Annotated in this window: 19 protein-coding genes and 2 tRNA genes; 9 read left to right on the top strand and 12 right to left on the bottom strand. The window is 67.6% G+C overall.

What is annotated here, in order from left to right:
• Nucleotides 1-5: 5 nt before the first annotated feature.
• Complete coding sequence (locus IU514_RS07725) at nucleotides 6-545, top strand: DUF1415 domain-containing protein (protein WP_194930813.1); 540 nt, start codon at nucleotides 6-8, stop codon at nucleotides 543-545.
• Nucleotides 546-669: 124 nt separating this feature from the next.
• On the opposite strand, the gene IU514_RS07720 is transcribed toward IU514_RS07725, so the two are convergent.
• From IU514_RS07720 to IU514_RS07710, 3 genes are read right to left on the bottom strand one after another with little or no spacing between them, the layout of a single operon-like run.
• Nucleotides 670-1347 (bottom strand): HAD family hydrolase, encoded by a 678-nt coding sequence (locus IU514_RS07720; protein WP_194930530.1) that lies wholly within the window; start codon nucleotides 1345-1347, stop codon nucleotides 670-672.
• Nucleotides 1344-2051: a pseudouridine synthase gene (locus IU514_RS07715; RefSeq protein ID WP_194930529.1), complete on the bottom strand. Its 708-nt coding sequence runs from the start codon at nucleotides 2049-2051 to the stop codon at nucleotides 1344-1346. Before IU514_RS07715 ends, IU514_RS07720 begins: the two co-directional genes overlap by 4 nt.
• Nucleotides 2048-3124, bottom strand: a complete 1077-nt coding sequence (locus tag IU514_RS07710) for a class I SAM-dependent methyltransferase (protein ID WP_194930528.1) — start codon at nucleotides 3122-3124, stop codon at nucleotides 2048-2050. The genes IU514_RS07715 and IU514_RS07710 overlap by 4 nt, the downstream gene beginning before the upstream one ends.
• Before the next feature lie 144 nt (nucleotides 3125-3268).
• On the opposite strand from IU514_RS07710, the gene IU514_RS07705 reads away from it, so the two are divergent.
• Nucleotides 3269-3529: a hypothetical protein gene (locus tag IU514_RS07705; protein ID WP_194930527.1), complete on the top strand. Its 261-nt coding sequence runs from the start codon at nucleotides 3269-3271 to the stop codon at nucleotides 3527-3529.
• 73 nt (nucleotides 3530-3602) lie between these two features.
• Here IU514_RS07705 and IU514_RS07700 read toward each other — a convergent pair whose 3' ends face one another.
• A complete protein-coding gene (locus IU514_RS07700; protein WP_228760570.1) occupies nucleotides 3603-6116 on the bottom strand; it encodes an ABC transporter permease in 2514 nt (837 codons plus the stop codon).
• Complete coding sequence (locus IU514_RS07695) at nucleotides 6113-6811, bottom strand: ABC transporter ATP-binding protein (RefSeq protein WP_228760569.1); 699 nt, start codon at nucleotides 6809-6811, stop codon at nucleotides 6113-6115. The genes IU514_RS07700 and IU514_RS07695 overlap by 4 nt, the downstream gene beginning before the upstream one ends.
• 42 nt (nucleotides 6812-6853) lie before the next feature.
• On the opposite strand from IU514_RS07695, the gene IU514_RS07690 reads away from it, so the two are divergent.
• Nucleotides 6854-7591 (top strand): arylesterase, encoded by a 738-nt coding sequence (locus IU514_RS07690; RefSeq protein ID WP_228760568.1) that lies wholly within the window; start codon nucleotides 6854-6856, stop codon nucleotides 7589-7591.
• On the opposite strand, the gene IU514_RS07685 is transcribed toward IU514_RS07690, so the two are convergent.
• Nucleotides 7588-8523, bottom strand: coding sequence for a hypothetical protein (locus IU514_RS07685; RefSeq protein ID WP_194930526.1), 936 nt, complete (start codon nucleotides 8521-8523; stop codon nucleotides 7588-7590). The two genes, IU514_RS07690 and IU514_RS07685, sit on opposite strands and share 4 nt — an antisense overlap.
• Nucleotides 8524-9239: 716 nt before the next feature.
• Here IU514_RS07685 and IU514_RS07680 point away from each other — a divergent pair.
• The 4 genes from IU514_RS07680 to IU514_RS07665 all read left to right on the top strand — a co-directional run bounded on the left by IU514_RS07680 (nucleotide 9240) and on the right by IU514_RS07665 (nucleotide 12130).
• Nucleotides 9240-9309: transfer RNA gene (locus tag IU514_RS07680), tRNA-OTHER, on the top strand.
• A 2-nt stretch (nucleotides 9310-9311) separates the two neighbouring features.
• Nucleotides 9312-9375: transfer RNA gene (locus tag IU514_RS07675), tRNA-Phe, on the top strand.
• 347 nt (nucleotides 9376-9722) lie between these two features.
• Complete coding sequence (locus tag IU514_RS07670; RefSeq protein ID WP_194930525.1) at nucleotides 9723-10847, top strand: slipin family protein; 1125 nt, start codon at nucleotides 9723-9725, stop codon at nucleotides 10845-10847.
• Between the two features lie 62 nt (nucleotides 10848-10909).
• The gene (locus tag IU514_RS07665) at nucleotides 10910-12130 is read left to right on the top strand and encodes an RtcB family protein (RefSeq protein ID WP_194930809.1); all 1221 of its coding nucleotides are present in this window, start codon (nucleotides 10910-10912) and stop codon (nucleotides 12128-12130) included.
• 280 nt (nucleotides 12131-12410) lie between these two features.
• On the opposite strand, the gene IU514_RS07660 is transcribed toward IU514_RS07665, so the two are convergent.
• The 4 genes from IU514_RS07660 to IU514_RS07645 all read right to left on the bottom strand — a co-directional run bounded on the left by IU514_RS07660 (nucleotide 12411) and on the right by IU514_RS07645 (nucleotide 15289).
• On the bottom strand, nucleotides 12411-13694 hold the full coding sequence (locus IU514_RS07660) for an aminopeptidase (RefSeq protein WP_194930524.1): 1284 nt from the start codon (nucleotides 13692-13694) through the stop codon (nucleotides 12411-12413).
• A 132-nt stretch (nucleotides 13695-13826) separates the two neighbouring features.
• Complete coding sequence (locus tag IU514_RS07655; protein WP_194930523.1) at nucleotides 13827-14294, bottom strand: hypothetical protein; 468 nt, start codon at nucleotides 14292-14294, stop codon at nucleotides 13827-13829.
• Complete coding sequence (locus IU514_RS07650) at nucleotides 14291-14881, bottom strand: RNA polymerase sigma factor (protein WP_194930522.1); 591 nt, start codon at nucleotides 14879-14881, stop codon at nucleotides 14291-14293. Before IU514_RS07650 ends, IU514_RS07655 begins: the two co-directional genes overlap by 4 nt.
• Before the next feature lie 39 nt (nucleotides 14882-14920).
• Nucleotides 14921-15289 (bottom strand): nuclear transport factor 2 family protein, encoded by a 369-nt coding sequence (locus IU514_RS07645; protein WP_194930521.1) that lies wholly within the window; start codon nucleotides 15287-15289, stop codon nucleotides 14921-14923.
• 339 nt (nucleotides 15290-15628) lie between these two features.
• Between IU514_RS07645 and IU514_RS07640 the strand changes: the two genes are divergently transcribed.
• Nucleotides 15629-15955: a DUF6249 domain-containing protein gene (locus tag IU514_RS07640; protein ID WP_194930520.1), complete on the top strand. Its 327-nt coding sequence runs from the start codon at nucleotides 15629-15631 to the stop codon at nucleotides 15953-15955.
• Between the two features lie 67 nt (nucleotides 15956-16022).
• On the opposite strand, the gene IU514_RS07635 is transcribed toward IU514_RS07640, so the two are convergent.
• Nucleotides 16023-17684 carry a M28 family metallopeptidase gene (locus IU514_RS07635; RefSeq protein WP_194930519.1) on the bottom strand — a complete coding sequence of 554 codons (1662 nt, stop codon included), beginning with the start codon at nucleotides 17682-17684 and terminating at the stop codon, nucleotides 16023-16025.
• A 214-nt stretch (nucleotides 17685-17898) separates the two neighbouring features.
• A complete protein-coding gene (locus IU514_RS07630; protein ID WP_194930518.1) occupies nucleotides 17899-18333 on the bottom strand; it encodes a PepSY domain-containing protein in 435 nt (144 codons plus the stop codon).
• 284 nt (nucleotides 18334-18617) lie between these two features.
• On the opposite strand from IU514_RS07630, the gene IU514_RS07625 reads away from it, so the two are divergent.
• Entirely contained in the window at nucleotides 18618-19892 is a 1275-nt protein-coding gene (locus IU514_RS07625) for a CynX/NimT family MFS transporter (RefSeq protein WP_194930808.1), read from the top strand.
• Nucleotides 19893-19913: the final 21 nt, after the last annotated feature.

Raw genomic sequence — 19913 nt, 5'->3', positions numbered from 1 at the left:
ACGGCATGACGGGCGAAGACCCGATAGCCGCGACCCGCCGCTGGCTTGAGCGCGCGGTGATCGGGCTGAACTTGTGCCCGTTCGCCAAGGCGGTGTATGTCAAGCAACAGGTACGCTTCGTGCTGAGCGAGGCGACCACGCCGGACGCGTTGCTGGAAGAGCTCGGGTTCGAGCTGGTCAGGCTGGCGCAGACCGATCCCGAGGAAATCGACACCACGCTGCTGGTGCATCCGCACGTGCTGACCGACTTCCTCGACTACAACGATTTTCTCGACCAGGCCGATGCCGCGGTCGAGGCGCTCGGACTGGAAGGCGAGATCCAGGTCGCCAGCTTCCATCCCGACTACCAGTTCGCCGGCACCGAAACCGACGACGCCAGCAACTGCACCAACCGCTCGCCCTACCCGACGCTGCACCTGCTGCGCGAGGCCAGCGTGGAGCGCGCAGTGGATGCGTTCCCGGACCCCGACGTGATCGTCGAGCGCAACATCGAGACGCTGGAGAAGCTGGGCATCGAGGGTTGGCGCAAGCTGCTGGAGCCCTGAGCCCCACGCAGACAGCCCCCTCTCCCGCTTGCGGGAGAGGGTTGGGGTGAGGGCAGGCGAACGCTCGGCGCTGCGCGCCTTACGCCCCCATCCCAACCTTCCCCCGCAAGCGGGGGAAGGAGATCTACGCCAACGCCGGCTCGATCAGCAGCCGCGCCTGCGCCAGCGATTCGACGATGCGGTGGCCCAATGCACGCACGCTGTCGGTGGGCATGGCCAGGTCGGGCACCTGGATCGGCGTCATCCCCGCCGCGAGCGCAGCGCGCACGCCGGGCGCGGAGTCCTCCAGCACCACGCAGCGCACGGGATCCACGCCAAGTTCGCGCGCCGCCAGCAGGTAGATGTCCGGTGCGGGTTTGGGATGGGCGACGTCGCTGCCGGTCAGCACCGCGTGGAAATGCGGCAGCAATCCACACAGCTCGAGCTTCTGCAGGGCGCGTGGTCGTCGCGTGGACGTCGCCACCGCGCGCGGGATGCCGCGGGCATCGAGCAGGGACAGCAGGTCGAGCACGCCCGCCTTGACCGGCAAGCCTGCAAGCACCTGTTCGTCGTAGAGCGCATGGCAGCGCGACAGCAGCGCCTCGATCTGCGCCTCGTCCAGGCGGACGCGCAGCAGGTCGTGGCAGGCCTTGTCGTGCAGGCCGATCATCGACATCCACAACGCGTCGTCAAGGTGCAATTCAAGCTCGGCCGATGCTACGCGCCAGCATTGCAGCAGCGCTCGCTCGCTCTCGATCATCAGGCCGTCCATGTCGAACATCACGGCTGCCGGCCTGAAACCGATGGGCTCCAGCCGGTTCATCCCGGCTCACCGAAGAGACGGGCGATGTCATCGGCGCCGAGCAGGCGCCACTCGCCCGGCGGCAGGCCGTCCAGCGCCAATCCGCCGATGCGGCTGCGATGCAGCGCTTCCACGTGGTTGCCGACCGCGGCGAACATGCGACGCACCTGGTGATAGCGGCCTTCGGTCAGCGTCAGCCGCGCGTGGCGCGCATCGACCGTTTCCATGTGCGCCGGCGCCAGCGGCGTGGTTTCCGACTCCAGCATCAACGTGCCGCTGGCAAAAACCTCGCCCTCGTCGCCGCGCAGGTCGCCCGCCAGCGTCGCCTCGTACACCTTGGAGAGCTTCGCCTTCGGCGAGACGATGCGATGCAGCAGCGCGCCGTCGTCGGTCAGCATCAGCAGGCCGCTGGTGTCGCGGTCGAGGCGGCCGACAGTGGAGAGCAACGGCGAGCGCAGGCGGAAACGCGGCGGCAGCAGGTCGTAGACGATGCGGCCTGGATCCTTGGTGGAGCAGGTGTAACCGGTCGGCTTGTGCAGCATCAGCACCATGCCGGCCGGTGGATCGAGCGGCTCGCCATCGACGCGCACAGCTTCGTGTCCGACCTTGTCGTCGGCGTACAGCACTTCGCCTTCGGCGTCGGTGATGCGGCCCTCGCGGAACATCGCGGCGACGTCCTTGCGACTGCCGTAGCCGAGGTTGGCGATCAGTTTGAGCAGCTTCATCGTGCGGCCTGTTTCAATGGGGGCGATGCCGTGGCGCGCACCGCTTCGATCGCCTTGAAACCGTCGCGCTCAGCCACGGTGCGGACCTGGCCGAAGTGCGCGCCGAGTTCGGATTCGTACGGCAGGTGCCGGTTCGCCACCAGCCACAACCTGCCACCCGGATTCAACGCCTGCGCCGCGACCGCGATGAAACGGCGGCCGATGTCGGGCCGGTCGGCGCGGCCCTGCGCATGGAATGGCGGATTGCTGACGATCACATCGAAGCGCTGGTCCAGGCCGCGCGTGACGTCGTGCCAATGGAAATCCAGCGCGACCCGATCGGCGAATGCGGCAAGGTTGGTGCGTGCAAGATCCAGCGCGCGCGATTCGGCCTCGAACAGGTCCAGCGCACTGATCCGGGGACAGCGCGCCAGCAGCTCGGAAGCGAGATAGCCGTAACCGGCGCCGAGATCGGCCGCGCGCCCCGCGAGATCGGTCGGCAGGTGCTCGGCGAGCAGGCGCGACGCCGCGTCGATGCGATCCCAGGCGAATACGCCGGGACGGCTGACGAAGCGTCCATCGAGGATCGGCCGCGGCTCGTCGGCCAACAGCCACTCCTGCATCAGTGCGCCATCGGCAGGGCCCTGCAGCGGTGCGGTCCAGAACACGCGGCACTTGTGCTTGGAGTTGCTCGAGACCGGCCCGGCGATGCGCGCCAGGTCGGCCTCGCCCGATTTCGCGCCTTCGTTGTTGCCCAGGCACGCCACGACGCGGCCACCGGGCGCGCAACGGGCGACGGCTCGCGCGAACAAGGCACGCGCCTCCTCGCGCTGGCGCGGCGGCAGCACCAGCACCAGCGGGTAGCGCGTGCTGTCATCGCTGCTGGCCAGAGGCAGGCCGGATCGCTCCAGTGCCTCGGCTTCGGGTTTGAAGGTCTGCTCACACACCAGCCCGGGCCAGCGGCGCTGGTGCAGCGGCCAGCCGTCGCGTGCGCGCAGGAATAACGCACCGCCCTCGCCCGGCCAGGTCAGCGAGCCGTCGGCAAATGGCAGCAGCAGGGTCTGCAGGGCGACGTCGCCGTCGTCAGCACGCATCGCGGGAAAGGGCCGGAGTCATGCCGCGGATTGTACGCGTCGACAGTTCGTCGACACGGCTGAAGCCGCCACAACGCCCGGCTTCATGCGGGCACAACATCGCCGGAGCGAGGATGTGAATACTCCATCAAGAGGAGAACCGCGATGCGTGCCCTCTTCGTCGGCGGCCAGGTCGACAACAGCGAACTGGATCTCGACACCCGCGATCCCCCGATGCACTACCCCGAGAACACGGGAGGCGGCCGGCCCCGCTACCGCCTCCACCAGATCGGAATGCGCGATGGCGAGATCGCCTACGCCGTCTACGGCGCGCCCGACCTCGCCGACGCCGAGGTCGAACGCGTGGCACGCGAACGCGACTACTCGCGCCGTTTCAACGCGCAGGCGCAGGCGGTGTTCCACTAGAGCCGTCGCTCTCCGAGGCTCGCCGAACCCTCACCCCTCTCCCGGCGGGAGAGGGGTGAGGTCGCGGGCAAAGTCAGCCCTGCAATTCCCGCAACGTCACCGACGGCGGCGCGTCCAGCACGCGGCGCGTCGCGAACAGCCCGGCGAGCAGCGCCGCGATCACGCCGGCGAGAGCGCCGAATGCCGCCAGGCGCCAATCCGCCTGCCAAGGCAGGTCGAATACCTGTTCAGCGATCACTCCGGCCAGCACCGACGCGGCGATCGCCGCCGTGAGTCCGGCCAACAGTCCGATCGCAGCAAACTCGGACGCCTGCGCCAGCCGCAACTGCCGGCGGCTGCCGCCAATCGCGCGCATCACGCCGCCTTCGAGCAGTCGCTCGTCCTGGCTCGCGCTGACCGCGGCCATCAGCACCAGCAGTCCTGCGGCCAGCGAGAAGTAGAACACCACCTCGACCACGGTCGAGACCTGGTCGGCGGTGCTGCGTACCTGCTTGAGCACCGCTTCGACGTCGATCACCGAGAGGTTCGGGAAACGCTCGACCAGGTCCGCGGTGAAGCGCGTGCGCTGCGGAGGCACGCTGACCGCGGTGATGTGGCTGGCCGGGAATCCTTCCAGCGAACCGGGTGAGGCGATGACGAAGAAGTTGGGGCGGAAGCTTTCCCAGTCGACGCTGCGCAAGCTGGTGATGGTCGCCTCGAAGCGTTGGCCGGCGATGTCGAAGGCGATGCGGTCGCCGAGCTTCCAGCCCAGCCGCTCCGCGAAATCCTCCTCCACCGAGGCTTCCGGTTTCACCGGACGCGTCTTGCCCCAGAACGTTCCCGCGGTGACGCGGTTGTCGTCGCGCAGTTCGTCGGCGACGGAAAGATTGAACTCGCGCTCGGCCAGGCGCTGCGCACGCTCGCCCTGCCCGGCATAGTCGGCGCCGGTCACCGCCTTGCCGTTATGGCTGGTGAGGCGGCCGCGGATCATTGGATACAGCGTCGGCGGTGCGACCCCCTGCTGCGCGATGAAGTCGCGCACGGCACCAACCTGGTCGTCCTGCACGTTGATGATGAAGCGGTTCGGCGCATCGTCCGAGAGCGCCATCTGCCAGCGGTCGAGCAGGTCGGTGCGGACGAAGGTCAGCAGCAGGAGCGCCATCAATCCGAGGCCCAGTGCCGACACCTGCGCGATGCTGGCGCCCGCACGCCGGCTGACATTGGCCAGGCCGTAGCGCAGGCTGCCGCGAAGGCGCGAACGCAGCCGGCGCACGGCGACGATCATCAGCCAGGCCAGCAGTGCCAGCACCGCCAGCGTCGCGGCAATGCCGACCAGCATCGCCAATCCGAGCGCCGCCGAACCCGCCTTCCACCACAGCAGCGCTGCCAATCCTCCCAGGCCAGCGATAGCCACCAGCCATGCGCTGGGCTCGGCCGGATCGAGGTCGCGACGCAGCACGCGCAGCGCGGGCACGCGACGCAGCGCCAGCACCGGCGGCGCACCGAAGGCCATCAACACGACCAGGCCGACGCCGTAACCCTGCAATGCGGGCAACCAGCCTGCCGGCGGAATCGACAGCTTCAGCGCCTGCGCAAGCCAGCCGCCGACCAGCCACTGCAATCCGAACGCCAGCGCGACGCCGACGGTGCTGGCGAACAGCCCCAGCATCAGCAGCTCGCCGACCTGGATGCCGACCAGCGTGGCCTGCGTCGCGCCGAGGCAGCGCATCACCGCGGTACCGGACAGATGCCGGGCACTGTGGCGTCGCGCCGCCATCGCGACGGCAACGGCGGCAAGCACCACCGAGACCAGCGCGGCAAGACCGAGAAAACGTCCAGCGCGGTCGAGCGCGGAACGGATCTCCGGGCGAGCGTCGGCAATCGTCTCCAGGCGCTGGCCGCGGCCGAGCACGGCGCGCGTGGTGGCGTTGAACTTGTCGACCGCGGTTGCGGAGCCCGCCACGACCAGCCGGTAGCGGATGCGACTGCCTTCCTGCACCAGCCCGGTCGATGCGATATCGGACAGGCCGAGGAAGACCTTCGGTGCGACGTTGAAGTAATCGAGCGCCGCATCGGGCTCCTGCACGACGAGTGCAGCCAGGCGCAGGCGCGCATCGCCGATCGCGATCTCGTCGCCCAGCCGCGCCCCGAGCGTGTCGGCGCCGGCCCGGCTCATCCACAGCGTGCCGCGCGCGGGAACGCCGCCGGCGTCGCGTTCCACGCCATCGGGTCCGACGATGCGGAACGCACCGCGCAAAGGAAAGCCAGCGCCCAGCGCGCGCAGGTCGCCCAGCTGCAGGCGTTCGCCGACGCGGATCATCGTCTGCAGTTCCATCGTCTCGGTGCGCTGCAGGCCCGGGACTTCTGCTGCGCGGCGGATCGCGCCGCTGATGGGCTCGTCGGACCGGACCACGGCATCGCCGCCGAGCAGGCGGTTGGCCTCGATCGCCAGCGCGCGTTCCGCGCGATCGGTGACGAAGCCGACCGCTGTCACCGCCAGCACCGCCAGCACCAGCGCCGCGATCAGGATGCGCACGTCGCCCGCCGCGAGGTCGCGGCGCAGCTGGCGCCACGCCAGCCGCGGCGTCTGCATCAGCGAGGAACTCATGAGGCCACCAGCTGGCCGCCGTCCAGCCGCAACAGGCGGTGGCAGCGCGAGGCCAGGTGTTCGTCGTGGGTCACCAACACCAGCGTCGTACCGGCATCCGCATTGAGTTCAAACAGCAGCTCGATGATCGCCTGCCCAGTGTGGGTATCGAGATTGCCTGTGGGCTCGTCGGCAAACAGCAGCGACGGCCGGGTGACGAACGCGCGCGCCAGCGCGACGCGCTGCTGCTCGCCGCCCGACAGCTGGCGCGGGTAATGGCCCAGGCGCTGACCGAGGCCGACCTTCTCGAGGATCGAGCGCGCAGGGGTCTCGGCATCGCGGTCGCCGCGCAATTCCAGCGGCAGCATGACGTTCTCCAGCGCGGTCAGCGACGGCAGCAGCTGGAAGTTCTGGAACACGAAGCCGACCTTCTCGCCGCGTACACGCGCGCGGCCGTCTTCATCCAGCGTCGACAGCGCCTGGCCATCGAGCAGCACGTTGCCTTCGCTGGGCGTATCGAGTCCGGCCAGCAGCGACAGCAGCGTGCTCTTGCCTGAACCGGATGCACCGACTATCGCGACCGAGTCGCCCGCGGCAATCGAGAAGCCCACCCCTTCCAGGATGATCAGTTCGCCGGAGGGCAGCATCACGCGCTTGCCGAGTCCGGCCGCCTGGAGTGCGGCAGTAGTGTCCACAGGCGCGATGGAATCGGCCATGATCGTCCCCATGCTGGTGTCGTTGGTCATTGGGAGAAAGGAATGAAGCGCCTGCTCATCGGGAACCTCGCCTTGAACGGACCCGCAGGACATGGATATGCGGCAGCGCGGCCGCGCATTCAATGGGCCATCGGTTGGGTCCTCGCGCTGCTGGCGCCGGTACTGCTCGCCCTGGCGATGTCGCCAGCTTCCGCACAGACCGCAGCCCGCGCCACTGCAGCTCCGGCCGCCGCACGCACCGTGCTGGTGATGGGCGACTCGCTCGCCGCCGGCTACGGACTTGCTGCCTCGCAGGGCTGGGTGGCGTTGACCGCCGATCGCATCGCGAAGACGCGGCCCGGCTGGCGCGTGGTCAATGCCAGCATCAGCGGCGAGACGACGGCAGGCGGCGTCGCGCGCATCGACGGCGAGATCAAGCGCAACAAGCCCGAGGTCGTGGTCATCGAACTCGGCGCCAACGACGGCCTGCGCGGGCTGCCGCTGTCGCAGACGCGCACCAACCTCGACCGCATGATCCGCAGCGCCAAGGGAAGCGGCGCCAAGGTGCTGCTGATCGGCATGCGCATGCCGCCGAACATGGGCCGCGACTATACGCAGGGCTTCGCCGACAACTACACCACACTGGCCAAACAGCATGCCGTGGCGCTGCTGCCGTTCCTGCTCGAACCGATCGCGACCGACCGCAACGCGTTCCAGGCCGACAACCTGCATCCGGTCGCGAGCGTGCAGCCGAAGCTGCGCGACCATGTGTGGCCCAAGCTCGAACCGTTGATCCGCTAATCGGGAACGGCACCGCCGGCCGCTGCGGCAGGCTGCGACACCGCCGCCGCAGTGGCGACCGGTGGAACACTCTCCGGCAAGTGCAATCCGGCCAGGACCTGCCGCGTATCAAGCATCAGGGTGTGAGTGCCGGCTTCATCCTCGTAGGTGATGTCCAACTGGCTGGGCGCCGGCGAGATCGGGAAGAACACGTCGAGCTGCCCCCCTTCGCCTGCAGCGAGCGTTAACGGAAACTCCGTATGGCGCTGCCCGATGCGGTTGTCGACCTTCGCATTGCGCACCACGCGAACGATGCCATAGCCCACCAGCACCGGACCGCCGATCAACAGCGCACCGGTCGCCGCACCGACGCCGGTACTCGTCGTCGCCGCCGTCGACATGACCTGCGAAGCCGCCTCCGCGTACACCATGCCAACGCCCAGCGCCGTGGTGCCCGCGCCCGCGGCGATCAAAGTTCCACCGCCACTGCCCGCTTTCACCTTGATCCCATCATCGCGATAACGCTTCACGGTCTTCCGGGTCTGCTTGACCAGGGCCTTCCGCTCGGCGAGGGGCGTCGAGGCGTGCCCCGAGGAATCGGTCACCGACGTCCGGGGGATGCGCATTGGCATTGCGGACGTGTTGTGCACGCGGATCAGGTATTCGTCCCAATCCGCATTGCGCGCCCACGCGCCGTAGCCATTTCGCACGATCACCCAATCCAGGGTCGCCGAAAGAGCCGCATTGCTACCCGACGCAACCTGCTTGTCGGCGGGTGGCGCTGGCGCATCCTTGATCAGCTTCGTACCTCCGCTGCAGGCAGCCAGCGCCAGCGCGATCACGCACACGGATATCCGGATCATCGTGTCCCTCCCCTTGGGTGTTCCAGGCAGCAGTCCCCACTGCTGCCGACAGCGAGAACGGCCACACCAGGAGCGACCGGCCAGCGTCACGCAGCGTGCACCCGTTCGCCGAGCCGAGCAATCGCACGATCGCGTGCCGGCGTGCGTTTGCTAGACGCTCCTCGCGAGCGTGCGATTCGCACCGTCACTTGCACATTGCCGCTCGCTCCCCGATGAACGGTGGTTGCAATCGCATTTGCATCGGCGTAACTTGCGCGCCCTTCGCTCCTGCGAGCGTTATTCGAGATCGGCTTCAACCATGAACTTCGCCTTCGACATCGCCAAGCGTCACGCGCTGCAGCCTGCGGGCTACGGCCCAGGCACGCTCGCGCCGTCGCTGCATGCGAAGCGCGACGAAGCCATCCACCACGACTGATCTCCGCCATCAAGGGAGATCGGTCACCCCGATCTCCCGAGGCCAAGCGAACGCCCTCGGGTCCACAACCCGGGGGCGTTTTGCTTTTGGCGTTTGCCAAGGAAATCAAACTGTTTTATCGCGATTGCATCGCGTACTCCCGAAGCATCCGGAGCGTGCTGGCTCCGAGGCGGGGAATGCTGCGAAGGCGCTCACAGCGCCGTGCCTGGATGCTTCGGCACGGGCAGCGGACGGATGCGATCGCGCACGAATTGGCGTCATATGACGCCAATGCGAAACATCGACGGACGATCCATCGCGGTGCGGGTTCGTGGCCTGAAGCCTCACCCGCCTGGTGCGCGCGGCATTGCCGTGGTGCATGCCGTGGATCGCGAGACGGTGTTTCGAGAGCGGACGGTAGCTCAGAGGCAGAGCAGCGGCGCGAGCCGTTGGCCGCCGGTTCGATTCCGGTTCGTCCACCACTGGATAGCTTAGTCGGGTAGAGCATCGGTTAAACACCGAGTGTCGCGGGTTCGATTCCCGCTCCAAAACGACCTGTTACGTCGTTGATCCGGGGCGAAAGCCCCAAACAGGAAACGCCCTGTGCGGCGTGGCGCCAGGCGATGCAGTCCATCGCATCGTGCAACGCCATCCCGCAGCGGCGATGTCGCCGGGCCCGCGTCCCGAATGCGCGCGGAACCGGTTGCATGCGCGGCACTGGCAATCCATCGCCTGCCGCGTTGCCCGCCGGAATCTCCGCGCAGACAGCGCGCGGGCTTCGCGGCATCGGCGTCAGGGGCGTTTCCATCTTTTTCTTTGCAGCACGCGATGACCGATCCCTCGCGCGCCTTTGATTCAGTGGATCGGACCACCAGAGCCAACAAGGAGAACACCCGTGTTCTGGACCAAGAGGGTCGTGATCGGTGACGGCGAGCGCGGCCTGGTGTATCGCAACCGTCAATTCGCAGGCGTGCTGGCCGCGGGCGTGTACCGCTGGTTCGACCCGCTGCGCCGCGTCGAAGTTGTCGTGCACGACATCAGCAAGCCGGAGTACGCCTGCCGCGATTCCGACACGCTGATCGCCGTGCTCGGCGAAAAGCTGGGCGACACCTTCGTGCTGGCCAACCTCGGCACCAACGAGGCGGGCCTGCTGATGAGGAACGGCAAGCTCGAAGATGTGCTCGCTCCGGGTTCGCGCAAGCTGTACTGGAAGGGCGTCGTGGCCGTCGAAGTGCAGGCCGTGTCGCTGGCCCAGGGGCTGGAGATCGAGGCCGGCGTCGTGAAGCGTCTGCGCCAGCTCGGCATGCTCGAGCGTCTGGCGGTGTCGCTGATCGTGCCGGAGGAGACCGCCGGCCTGCTGTTCGTCGACGGCAAGCTCGTGCGCACGCTCGGCGCTGGCGCGTACGCCTTCTGGAACTTCCAGAAGAACGTGAGCGTGGAGATGATCGAGCTGCGCGTGCAGTCGCTGGAAGTCTCGGGCCAGGAGCTGTTGACCCGCGACAAGGTGAGCCTGCGCGTCAACCTCGCCGCCAGCATCCGCGTCACCGATCCGGTGGCCGCACGTACGAAGGTCGCCAAGTACGGCGACTACGTGTACCGCGAGCTGCAGTTCGGCCTGCGCAAGGCGATTGCCGCCAAGTCGCTGGACGAGCTGCTCGGCGACAAGGCTTCGCTCGACGCCGACATCTTCGGTTACGTGCGCGGTCGCGTCGTCGAACTGGGCATCGAGGTGCTCGGTGTCGGTGTCAAGGACGTGATCCTGCCGGGCGAGATGAAGGAGATCCTCAACAGCGTCGTGCAGGCGGAAAAGGCGGCCCAGGCCAACGTGATCCGTCGTCGTGAGGAGGCGAACGCCACGCGTTCGCTGCTGAACACGGCACGCCTGATCGAGGAGAGCCCGGTGCTGATGCGACTGAAGGAGCTGGAAGCTCTTGAGAAGGTCACCGAGAAGATCGACAAGCTGACCGTGTTCGGCGGCCTGGATGGCGTCATGAAGCAGCTGGTCAGCCTCAAGCAGTAAACTTCGCGTGGCGGACGGAATCGCCACGCGGAGTCTTCATTCAAGGAAGGATTCCCATGAACATGCAACACACGCAATTCGAGTTCCTCCATGCCGAGGGTGCACGCACGCCGATCAAGGGCTGGGTGCACGGCGTTCCGGTGGAGGACCAGGCGCGGCAGCAGCTGCGCAACATTACCGCGCTGCCCTTCGTCGGGCCGTGGGTCGCCGTGATGCCCGACGTGCACCTGGGCATCGGCGCGACCGTCGGCTCGGTCGTGCCCACGAAGGGCGCGATCATCCCCGCGGCGGTCGGCGTCGACATCGGCTGCGGCATGGCTGCGGTGCGCACGACATTGCGCGCCGACGACCTGCCCGACGACCTGGCGCTGCTGCGCAACTCCATCGAGCGCAGCATCCCGGTCGGCAACGGTCCGGGCGGCGAGCATCGCCGCATTCCCGACAGTATCGAGACGCGGCTGGCGCAGTCGGAGCTGATGGCGCGCCTGGCGGCGATCCGCTCGCGCCACCCGAAGATCCGTCCGGACAAGGTCGACAAGCAGATCGGAACGCTCGGCGGCGGCAACCACTTCATCGAGATCTGCCTCGACGAAGCCGACCACGTTTGGGTGATGCTGCACTCGGGTTCGCGCGGCACCGGCAACCTGATCGGCACCTACTTCATCGAGCTGGCACGTCGCCAGCTGGAGAAGCGTGTGCTCGGCTTCCACCTGCCCGACAAGGACCTGGCGTTCTTCCTCGAGGGCGAGGCGCTGTTCGACGACTACGTCGAGGCGGTGTCGTGGGCGCAGGACTACGCGCGTGCCAACCGCGACGCGATGATGTCGCGGGTGCTGCACGAGATGCGCCATCGCCTGCCGAAGTTCCAGACCGACAAGCAGGCGGTGAACTGCCACCACAACTATGTCCAGCGCGAGGACCATTTTGGCGATTCACTGCTGGTGACGCGCAAGGGCGCGGTCAGCGCGCGCGAAGGCGAGCTCGGCATCATTCCGGGCAGCATGGGTGCGCGCAGCTACATCGTGCGCGGCAAGGGCAACGCGGATAGCTTCCACAGCTGCAGCCACGGCGCCGGCCGCGTGATGAGCCGTACGCGGGCGCGCGCGGAAATCACGCTGAAGCAGCATCGTGAAGCCACCGCGCACGTCGAGTGCCGCAAGGACGCAGGCGTGATCGACGAGTCGCCGGCCGCCTACAAGGACATCGACGCGGTGATGGCGGCGCAGACGGATCTGGTCGAGATCGTGCACACGCTGCGCCAGGTGGTGTGCATCAAGGGGTGAGGAGGGTCGCTTGCGCGCCACTGGCGCGCGACCCGACGAACGCCTTCGGGCTATGCCCGAAGGCCGGCAAGGAGGCGCGCTGATGCGCCACGGGCGCATGCGCCGACGAACGCCCGACGGCTATGCCGGCGGGCCGGGAGAAGAAGCCCTCACCCCAATCCCTCTCCCGCGTGCGGGAGAGGGGCTTTCTTTGCTTGCGCGCCAGATCGAGGCTTCTGGCTTCTCCCTCTCCCGCATGCGGGAGAGGGCCAGGATGAGGGTGCTTTCTGTAAGCGCCGCCTCAGAGCTTCAGCTCGCCCTTCTCGACGATCGGCTTGCCGTCGAGCGTGACGGTGCTTCCGGGCAGGAACACGGCATGGCCGTACGACAGCGTGTTCTCGCCGCCGGCCCAGGAGTTGCCGCCGAATCCGACGGCGACGCTGCCTGCCGGCATCCATGCGCCGATCGGGCTCGACGTCGGCAGTTTCACGTTCGGGTTGATGCCGAAGTCGATGAAGCTGACCTGGTTCTTGCGGTCGTCGGCGACGGCGTCGTAGTCGGCCTTGAAGTCCTCGTAGCCGGCACCGCCGCCGCTGATCGCCGTGACCTTGCCGCCGCTGATGGTCAGCGTGAGGTTGTCGATCTGCTTGCCGCGGAAGTAGCTGCGCGTGTGCACGACCTTGCCTTCCGCGCTGCCCGGCACCGGCGTGGTGTAGACCTCGCCGGCCGGCAGGAACGCCGCCAGCGCGGGACCGCCGGCCTTGCGGTCGGCCTCGGAAATGATGCCGTCGCTGACCAGCACGCGCCGTCCCTGCACGCGCAGTTTCAGGTCGGTGCCATTGGCGTTGGTCACGTGCAGCTCGTTGCCGGCGGCGATCGCCGACTTGATCTGCTCGCCACGCGTCTGCAACTGGCTGTAGTCGATGTTGACGCCGTTCCAGAAGACCTTGGCGAGCTCGTCCTGGCTCATGCCGAAACGCTGCGCGCGCCACGAGGTCGGGTACATCTCGTTACCGATCTCGACGGTGCGCACGTTGTTCTTCAGGAAGGCCTGGCTGACCGCCTCGTCGGCCTTGGCGCGCGCGGCCATGCGCTTGGGGTCGGCGCCTTCGAACAGGTTCTCGGTGGTCATGTTGCCGAGGCTGATCACCACGTCGGCGATCCCGGCCATCTTCATCGCCAAGGCGCTGGTCTGCGTGTCGTACTTCTCCGGCACGTCGAAAAACATGCGGCGCGACATGCGGTCGCTGCTGTAGCCGACCCACGGGAAGGCGCCGACCTTGCGCACGTTGACGGCGATGTCTTCCAGCAGCTCGGCGTCGTGCTGGCGCCCGTAGATCAGCACGACCTCGCCTTCCTTGACGCCGGCGCTCTGCGTCACCAGGCGTTCGGCCAACTGTTCCAGGTCGGTTGGCGCCTTGACCGCTTCCGTGGCCGACGCAGCCGCCTGCGCGGGTTCGGCCGGCGCCGCCGGCGCTGCCGGTGCGGCAGCCACGGGTGCGGTGTCGTCGCTGGAGCGCTGGCAGCCGGCCAGAATGGTGCAGACGGCAGCCGCCAGCGCGGCCGCAAGGAGTGAACGGGTCATGGAAGGGTCCTCGAAGCCCGGTCAGGATACGGACTAGGGGAACCAACGGCGAAGCCCGTAAGTAACGGTAACGTCGTAACGGTAACGGTCGTAACGGCCGAATGGGGCGTCGGGACCGCGGTTGCTGGCGTTTCAGGCGTGATGCAGGCCTCCGGCCCGCCACAGTCTCGCCATCCCCTGCCCCAACCCGGACAGCGCCAGGCAGCCCACCAGCAGCGCAGCCCAGCCCCAGGCCTGGCCGGGGAGATCCGGCAGCAGCCCGGTGAAGGCCGGCAGCCAGCTCGACCCGTACATCACCACCGCGGCAGCGGCCGCGGCCGCCAGCACGAACCCGAGGATGTTCAGCAGCCAGCGCTCGACACGCTCCCCCATCGTCTGCGCGGCTTTGACGTGGTGGACGATCTGCGCGGCCAGGTCCATCGGCAGCGGCTCCATCGCCGGCGTACGCAGCGCGCGCGCGATCAGGCGGTACTCCGCCACCGCGCGATCGTCGGCATCCATGGGCAGGCCGCGCCGCTCCTCGTCGCGGGCGCGCTCCTGCGCCAGCCATTCCTTCGCTTCGCGTTCGAAGCGGTCGTGATCGTTGGGCGTCGTGTTCATGCGAAGGCTCCCATCCGGTCCTGCAGGCGCTCGCGAAGGCGCGCACGGGTCCGGAACAGATGGCTCTTGATCGTACCTTCGGCGAGACCGGTGATGCGGGCGATCTCGACGATGGGGACCTCATCCAGGTGATACAGCGTCAACAGCGTCCGTTGCAATGGCGGCAATGCTTCGATTTCCTCGTGCAGGCCGGCGGCGACCTCGGCATCGGCGCAGGCCGTTTCCAGGTCGAAGCCGTCGCTGACCTGGTCGAGCAGCGACAGCCCGTCCTCGTCGTCGCCGACAGGCTCGGCGATCGCGATGCGGCGCTTTTCCAGGTGGCGCTTGGCGACGGAGTAAGCGACCTGGCCGATCCACGACTTCAGCGCGCTCTCGCCGCGGTACTGATGCAGGCACTGATGCACCCGCAGGAACGCCTCCTGGCACAGCTCGCGGGTGTCCTCGGGCTGGCGCACCATGCGCTGGATGATGTGCCAGCACAGGCCCTGGTAATCGCGCACGAGACGCTCGAACGCGCCCGGCGCATTCGCCAGGACGGCTTCGACCAGCCTGCGATCGTCCTGGTAGGTGGCTTCGTTGACGGTCATCGCATCACGCTCATGCGCACGACTGACGGCATCATTCCGTCACTGCGCCAGGCGATGGTCGTAACTGAGCACGCGGGCGAGCTTCCATTGGCCTTGCTCCTGTTTCCATACATGAGTGAACCGGGCGGTTTCCGTCAGCCGGTCCGGCTTGCCTTCCGCGATCGCATGGAAGCGATGCACGCCGATCTCGATCGCTCCGTAGTGCGCGAGCGGATAGACCTCCATCGTGCCCGGCACCAGTTCGCGGCGGGCGCGGAAATCGATGCCCTTGGCCTGCCGCTCGCACATGCCGCGCACGGCGGCGACGAATTGTGCACCGGAGGTCGCGCTCAGCCCATCCTTGTCGTGGAAGAACTCGAGGTCGTCGCTGACCATCGTGGCCAGCCTGTCGGCGTCGCACTGCGTCATCGAACAGCGCGCGGTCGGCAGCAGCGATCTGCGCCGGCCATTCCGGCGGCATCGTCGCGCCGGGACGCAGGTTTACCTGGGCCTCGACTTTCCCCAGAGTGGCCGGGTCCGCTCCGGACGCCATCCCCGGGACCAGCAGGCAGGCGCAGGCGAGCAGGAAGGTGCGGAGCATCGGGATGCATCCCATCAAGGCAATGACCTTTGGGATACGGCCAGGGCGCCCGCCGTTGCATTGGCCGACGAACGGTAGCGAAGGACCGGCCACGAGCCTGCAACCGGCCGCCGCATGGCCGTATCTACTGCCTCGAAGCCCCTGTCACGCACAACCGAGACCCGGCCATGAACCACGAAGTCTTCATTCCGATCACCCTGTTCATCTGCGTCGTCTACGCCATCAAGGTCGTGGTCGACGCCCGCACTCGCGCCAAGATCATCGCCAGCAACGGCTCCGAGGACCTGATCAGGTCGATGGTGCAGGCCGAAGCGCAGCAGCGCCGCCACTCTTCACTGCGCTGGGGCATCCTGCTGCTGGCGATGGCACTGGGCTTCGTGCTGATCGAAGCCTTCGGCTGGGATCACGTCACGCCCGGCGTGATCGGCGTGCTGCTCGGCGTGACCGGCCTGGGCAACCTGCTGTCGTACGTCGCCGCGCGCAAGCTCGGCTGATCGCCAGAAAACGAAACGGGCGAGGCCGAAGCCTCGCCCGTTCGTGCGTACCGATGACCGCGACGGATTACTTGCGCTGGTCGGCGCTCTGGTCGCGCGCACCGCGGAACTCGGACGATGCGTCCCAGTTCGGCCAGCGATTGGAGTCGGCGAGATCGCGGCCAACCTTGTAGAGCAGCTGCAGGTCGCGCGCCATGCCGGTGAAGGCCCAGCCCGCTTCCCACTGGTCGGCCGGCTGGTGGTAACGGTCGGCGACGTACTCCTCCTCCATCTTCTTGCCGGCTTCGAGGCCGCCGTCGACCAGGTCGTTGCCGGAGCCGAACGAGATCGCCGGCACGCCGCGCTTGGCGAACGGGAAGTGATCGGAGCGGAAGAAGTGGCCGGCTTCCGGCTTCGGATCGGTCACGTACGCCAGATTCCACTGCTTGGCGGTGTCGATCAGCTGGTCGAGCAGTTCCTGCTTGGCGCTGCCGGAGGTGGTGAAGTTGCGCGCCGGGCCGTGCGGATCGAGCGCGTCCATGTTGATGTCGGCCACGGTCTTGGCCAGCGGGTACAGCGGCTTGGAGGCGTAGTACTCCGAACCCAGCAGACCCTTCTCTTCGGCCGTCACCGCGAGGAACACGACCGAACGCTGCGGCTTGGGCGCCTTGGCGTAGGCGCGGCCGAGCTCGATCAGCGCGGCGGTGCCGGTGGCGTTGTCGACGGCACCGTTGTAGATGCGATCGCCCTTGGCGTCGGGCTGGCCCACGCCGAGGTGGTCCCAGTGCGCGCTGTAGATGACGGTCTCGTCGGGACGCTTGCTGCCATCGATGCGGCCGACGATGTTGTGCGAGGTGATGATCTGGCGGTCGACGTCGTACCTGGCGCTCAGCGTCGCGCCCTTCAGTTCGACCGGCTTGAAGTCGCGCGTCTGCGCCTGCTTCTTCAGCGCATCGAAGTCGAGGCCGGCGCTCTTGAACAGATCGACGGCAAAGTCGTGCTGGATCCAGCCTTCCATCTTCGGATGCACCGACGACGGCTGGTCGCGCACCACGTCGAACATGGTGTTGGTGTTGGAGTTCTTCACCGTCGCCCAGCCGTAGGAGGCCGGTGCGGTCTCGTGCACGATCAGCAGGCCCAGCGCGCCCTGGCGCGCGGCCTCTTCGTACTTGTAGGTCCAGCGGCCGTAGTAGGTCATGGCCTTGCCGCCGAAGTCGCCCTGGCCGGTCTCGAAGTCCGGATCGTTGATCAGCACGACGACGACCTTGCCCTTGACGTCCATGCCCTTGAAGTCGTCCCAGTTGCGCTCCGGCGCCTTGACGCCGTAACCGGCGAAGACGATCGGCGCATTGCTGATGTCGATCGAGGTCGAACCGTCCTGCGCGGCGCGCACGGCGATCTGCTCGCCCTGCGTCAGCGCCTGTGCCTTGCTGCCAACCTTCACCGACACCTGCGGCGCACCCTTGATCTCGGCGCGTGCCAGCGGCACGGCCTGGGTCCACGCGCGCTTGCCGTCGGTCATGTCGCCGCCCGGCTGCAGGCCGGCTGCCTTCATCTGCGCGACGACGTAGTCGACGGTCTTGGTCTCGCCTTCGGTGGCCGGACCACGGCCTTCGAACTCGTCGGAAGCGAGCACCTTCACATCATTCGAAATCCGCTGCGGATCGAACACCGGCGCCTTGGCGGCGAGCGCGGGATGCAGGACGGCGGACAGGGACAGCGCGAGCAGCGTTACAGCCGGTAGCTTCATGTCGGGAAAACCTGGTCAGGAGTGCCGGCCGATAGTAAGGAGCCCGCGCGCGCCCCGCCAGCCAACCAACCGCACCCCGAACGCCTGCCCCCCCCTTTTCGGTTGACATACGCTGGCGTCTCTTTGCCGACTTTGGCCCCGGGGCATTGGCTCGCGATGCGCGAGCCGTCGCGTGCCTCGAAACCTCCCCCTGCACGCAGGGGGAGGCGCAGCGTCAGTCCTTTTCCTTGCCGATGACCTTGCCGGTCTTCGGGTCGAGCTTCACTTCGACATCGCGGCCGCTGGGGTCGTCGGCCTCGGCATTCCAGATGCCACCCGCATAATCGACGTCGTGCACATTCGTGTATCCCGCCGCGGCAAGCTGCGCGCGCACGTCGGCTTCGCCGAGGTTGGCCACCTGCTCGTCCGGGTAGATCTCGCCGGTTTTAGCATCCAGGCGCACGTCGACATGGTTGCCTTCAGCGCTTCGCGCATCGGCCTTCCAGACGCCGTCGGTGAACTTCACGTCGTTGACCTTGGTGTAGCCCATCTCGGTCAGCCTGGCACGCACCTGTGCTTCGGTCAGCGCTTCCTGCGCCATCGCGACACCGGCGGAGCCGAATGCGATCGCGACGGCACAGGCGAGCGACAGGGAACGGGGCATCTTCATCGTTGCGGTCTCCAGCGTTTGCGGGAGATTCGAGTGTTGTGCGCCCTCGACCAACCCGCAGTGAACGATGCAGGCTGGAAACCGTGCGCTTTGATGCGTCCTTGACGCGGATTGCACGCGCTTTCCACCAACGTGAATCACGGGTTCAGATGCGATGGCACCGGAGGCCGGATCGCGTTGAAACCCTGTGTTCCCGTATCGCGGCTGGTGACATCGTGATTGCGGGCGCACACTTCGCATCTCGCGAAGTCGCGATGCTTCTCCCCCGCCCCCATACGATCGACATGGACGCCGCCCGCGCAACTACTGCTCCCCTGACCGCATCGCTATGGCGCGACCGCGCCCTGGTGCTGATCGGCATCGTGCTGTCCGCGTTCAACCTGCGCACGGCGGTGACCTCGCTGACGCCGCTGCTGGACAGTCTCGGACAGACGCTCGGCTTCGGCTCGACGATGACCGGCGTGCTCGGCATGGTGCCGACTGCGGCCTTTGCCGTATTCGGTGTCGCGACGCCCGGCATCGCGCACCGCTTCGGCCTGGAGCGAACCGCACTGCTGGCGATGCTGCTCGCCACCGCGGGTCTGCTCGCGCGCGCGTTCGTCGGCGACACCTGGATGCTGCTGCTGACATCCGCCGTCGCGCTATCGGGCATGGGCATCGGCAATGTCGTGCTGCCGCCGCTGGTGAAGCGCTATTTCGCCGATCGCGTCGGCACGGTGAGCACGCTCTACATCACGGTGCTGCAGCTCGGCACGATCCTGCCGGCGCTGCTCGCGGTGCCGCTCGCGCAGAGCGCCGGCTGGCGCGTTTCACTGGGTGCGTGGTCGCTGGTCGCCGCCGCGGCGACGTTGCCGTGGATCGCGGTACTGTGGATGGAGCAGTTCGGTCATTCGCGCCAGGCGCATGCATTGGCGCGCGCGCACGACCGCGCCGTGAGCCGCGGCGACGAGGCGCCGGAGCTCGCCGAACCCGTCTGCCCCGGCCGCGTGTCGCGATCGCCGGTGGCGTGGGGCCTGGCGTTGATGTTCGGCATGACCTCGCTGATCACGTACTCGATGTTCACGTGGCTGCCGAAGCTGCTGGTCGAGGCCGGCGGCAGCCCGGCACTGGGCGGCAGCATGGTCGCGCTGTTCTCGACGCTGGGCCTGATCAGCGCGCTGGTGCTGCCCTCCGTGGCGGTACGCATCGCCAATCCGTATCCGATCGTGCTCGCCTGCGTCGCCGCCTACATCGCCGCGTTCGCCGGCCTGCTGCTGGCACCGATGGCGGCCCCGATGTTGTGGGTCGCACTGCTGGGACTCGGCCCGAGCTCGTTCCCGCTGTCGCTGACGCTGATCAACCTGCGCACGCGCACGCCCGTCGGTTCGGCAAGGTTGTCGGGCTTCATGCAGGGACTGGGCTACAGCCTGAGCTGCGCCGGTCCGGTACTGGTCGGCTGGCTGCACGACCTCAGCCGTGGCTGGCAGTGGCCGTTCGCATTCCTCGGCCTGTGCCTGGTGGTGCTGCTCATCGGCGGCTGGCTGGCGTGCCGTCCGCGCATGCTCGAGGACACCTGGTAAGCGGCTTCGCCTGTGCAGCAC

The organism is Lysobacter niastensis (assembly GCF_015453285.1).
GTDB lineage: Bacteria > Pseudomonadota > Gammaproteobacteria > Xanthomonadales > Xanthomonadaceae > Lysobacter_J > Lysobacter_J niastensis.
This window is presented reverse-complemented; position numbering and strand designations above follow the sequence as displayed.

Coding starts and splice junctions, on each gene's coding strand:
- IU514_RS07645 (WP_194930521.1), bottom strand. CDS start 15,289: ATGACGCAGTGCGACGCCGACAGGCTGGCCACGATGGTCAGCGACGAC.
- IU514_RS07710 (WP_194930528.1), bottom strand. CDS start 3,124: ATGCGTGCTGACGACGGCGACGTCGCCCTGCAGACCCTGCTGCTGCCA.
- IU514_RS07665 (WP_194930809.1), top strand. CDS start 10,910: ATGCAACACACGCAATTCGAGTTCCTCCATGCCGAGGGTGCACGCACG.
- IU514_RS07635 (WP_194930519.1), bottom strand. CDS start 17,684: ATGAAGCTACCGGCTGTAACGCTGCTCGCGCTGTCCCTGTCCGCCGTC.
- IU514_RS07660 (WP_194930524.1), bottom strand. CDS start 13,694: ATGACCCGTTCACTCCTTGCGGCCGCGCTGGCGGCTGCCGTCTGCACC.
- IU514_RS07640 (WP_194930520.1), top strand. CDS start 15,629: ATGAACCACGAAGTCTTCATTCCGATCACCCTGTTCATCTGCGTCGTC.
- IU514_RS07725 (WP_194930813.1), top strand. CDS start 6: ATGACGGGCGAAGACCCGATAGCCGCGACCCGCCGCTGGCTTGAGCGC.
- IU514_RS07690 (WP_228760568.1), top strand. CDS start 6,854: ATGAAGCGCCTGCTCATCGGGAACCTCGCCTTGAACGGACCCGCAGGA.
- IU514_RS07700 (WP_228760570.1), bottom strand. CDS start 6,116: ATGAGTTCCTCGCTGATGCAGACGCCGCGGCTGGCGTGGCGCCAGCTG.
- IU514_RS07715 (WP_194930529.1), bottom strand. CDS start 2,051: ATGAAGCTGCTCAAACTGATCGCCAACCTCGGCTACGGCAGTCGCAAG.
- IU514_RS07625 (WP_194930808.1), top strand. CDS start 18,618: ATGGACGCCGCCCGCGCAACTACTGCTCCCCTGACCGCATCGCTATGG.
- IU514_RS07695 (WP_228760569.1), bottom strand. CDS start 6,811: ATGGCCGATTCCATCGCGCCTGTGGACACTACTGCCGCACTCCAGGCG.
- IU514_RS07650 (WP_194930522.1), bottom strand. CDS start 14,881: ATGACCGTCAACGAAGCCACCTACCAGGACGATCGCAGGCTGGTCGAA.
- IU514_RS07655 (WP_194930523.1), bottom strand. CDS start 14,294: ATGAACACGACGCCCAACGATCACGACCGCTTCGAACGCGAAGCGAAG.
- IU514_RS07720 (WP_194930530.1), bottom strand. CDS start 1,347: ATGAACCGGCTGGAGCCCATCGGTTTCAGGCCGGCAGCCGTGATGTTC.
- IU514_RS07630 (WP_194930518.1), bottom strand. CDS start 18,333: ATGAAGATGCCCCGTTCCCTGTCGCTCGCCTGTGCCGTCGCGATCGCA.
- IU514_RS07705 (WP_194930527.1), top strand. CDS start 3,269: ATGCGTGCCCTCTTCGTCGGCGGCCAGGTCGACAACAGCGAACTGGAT.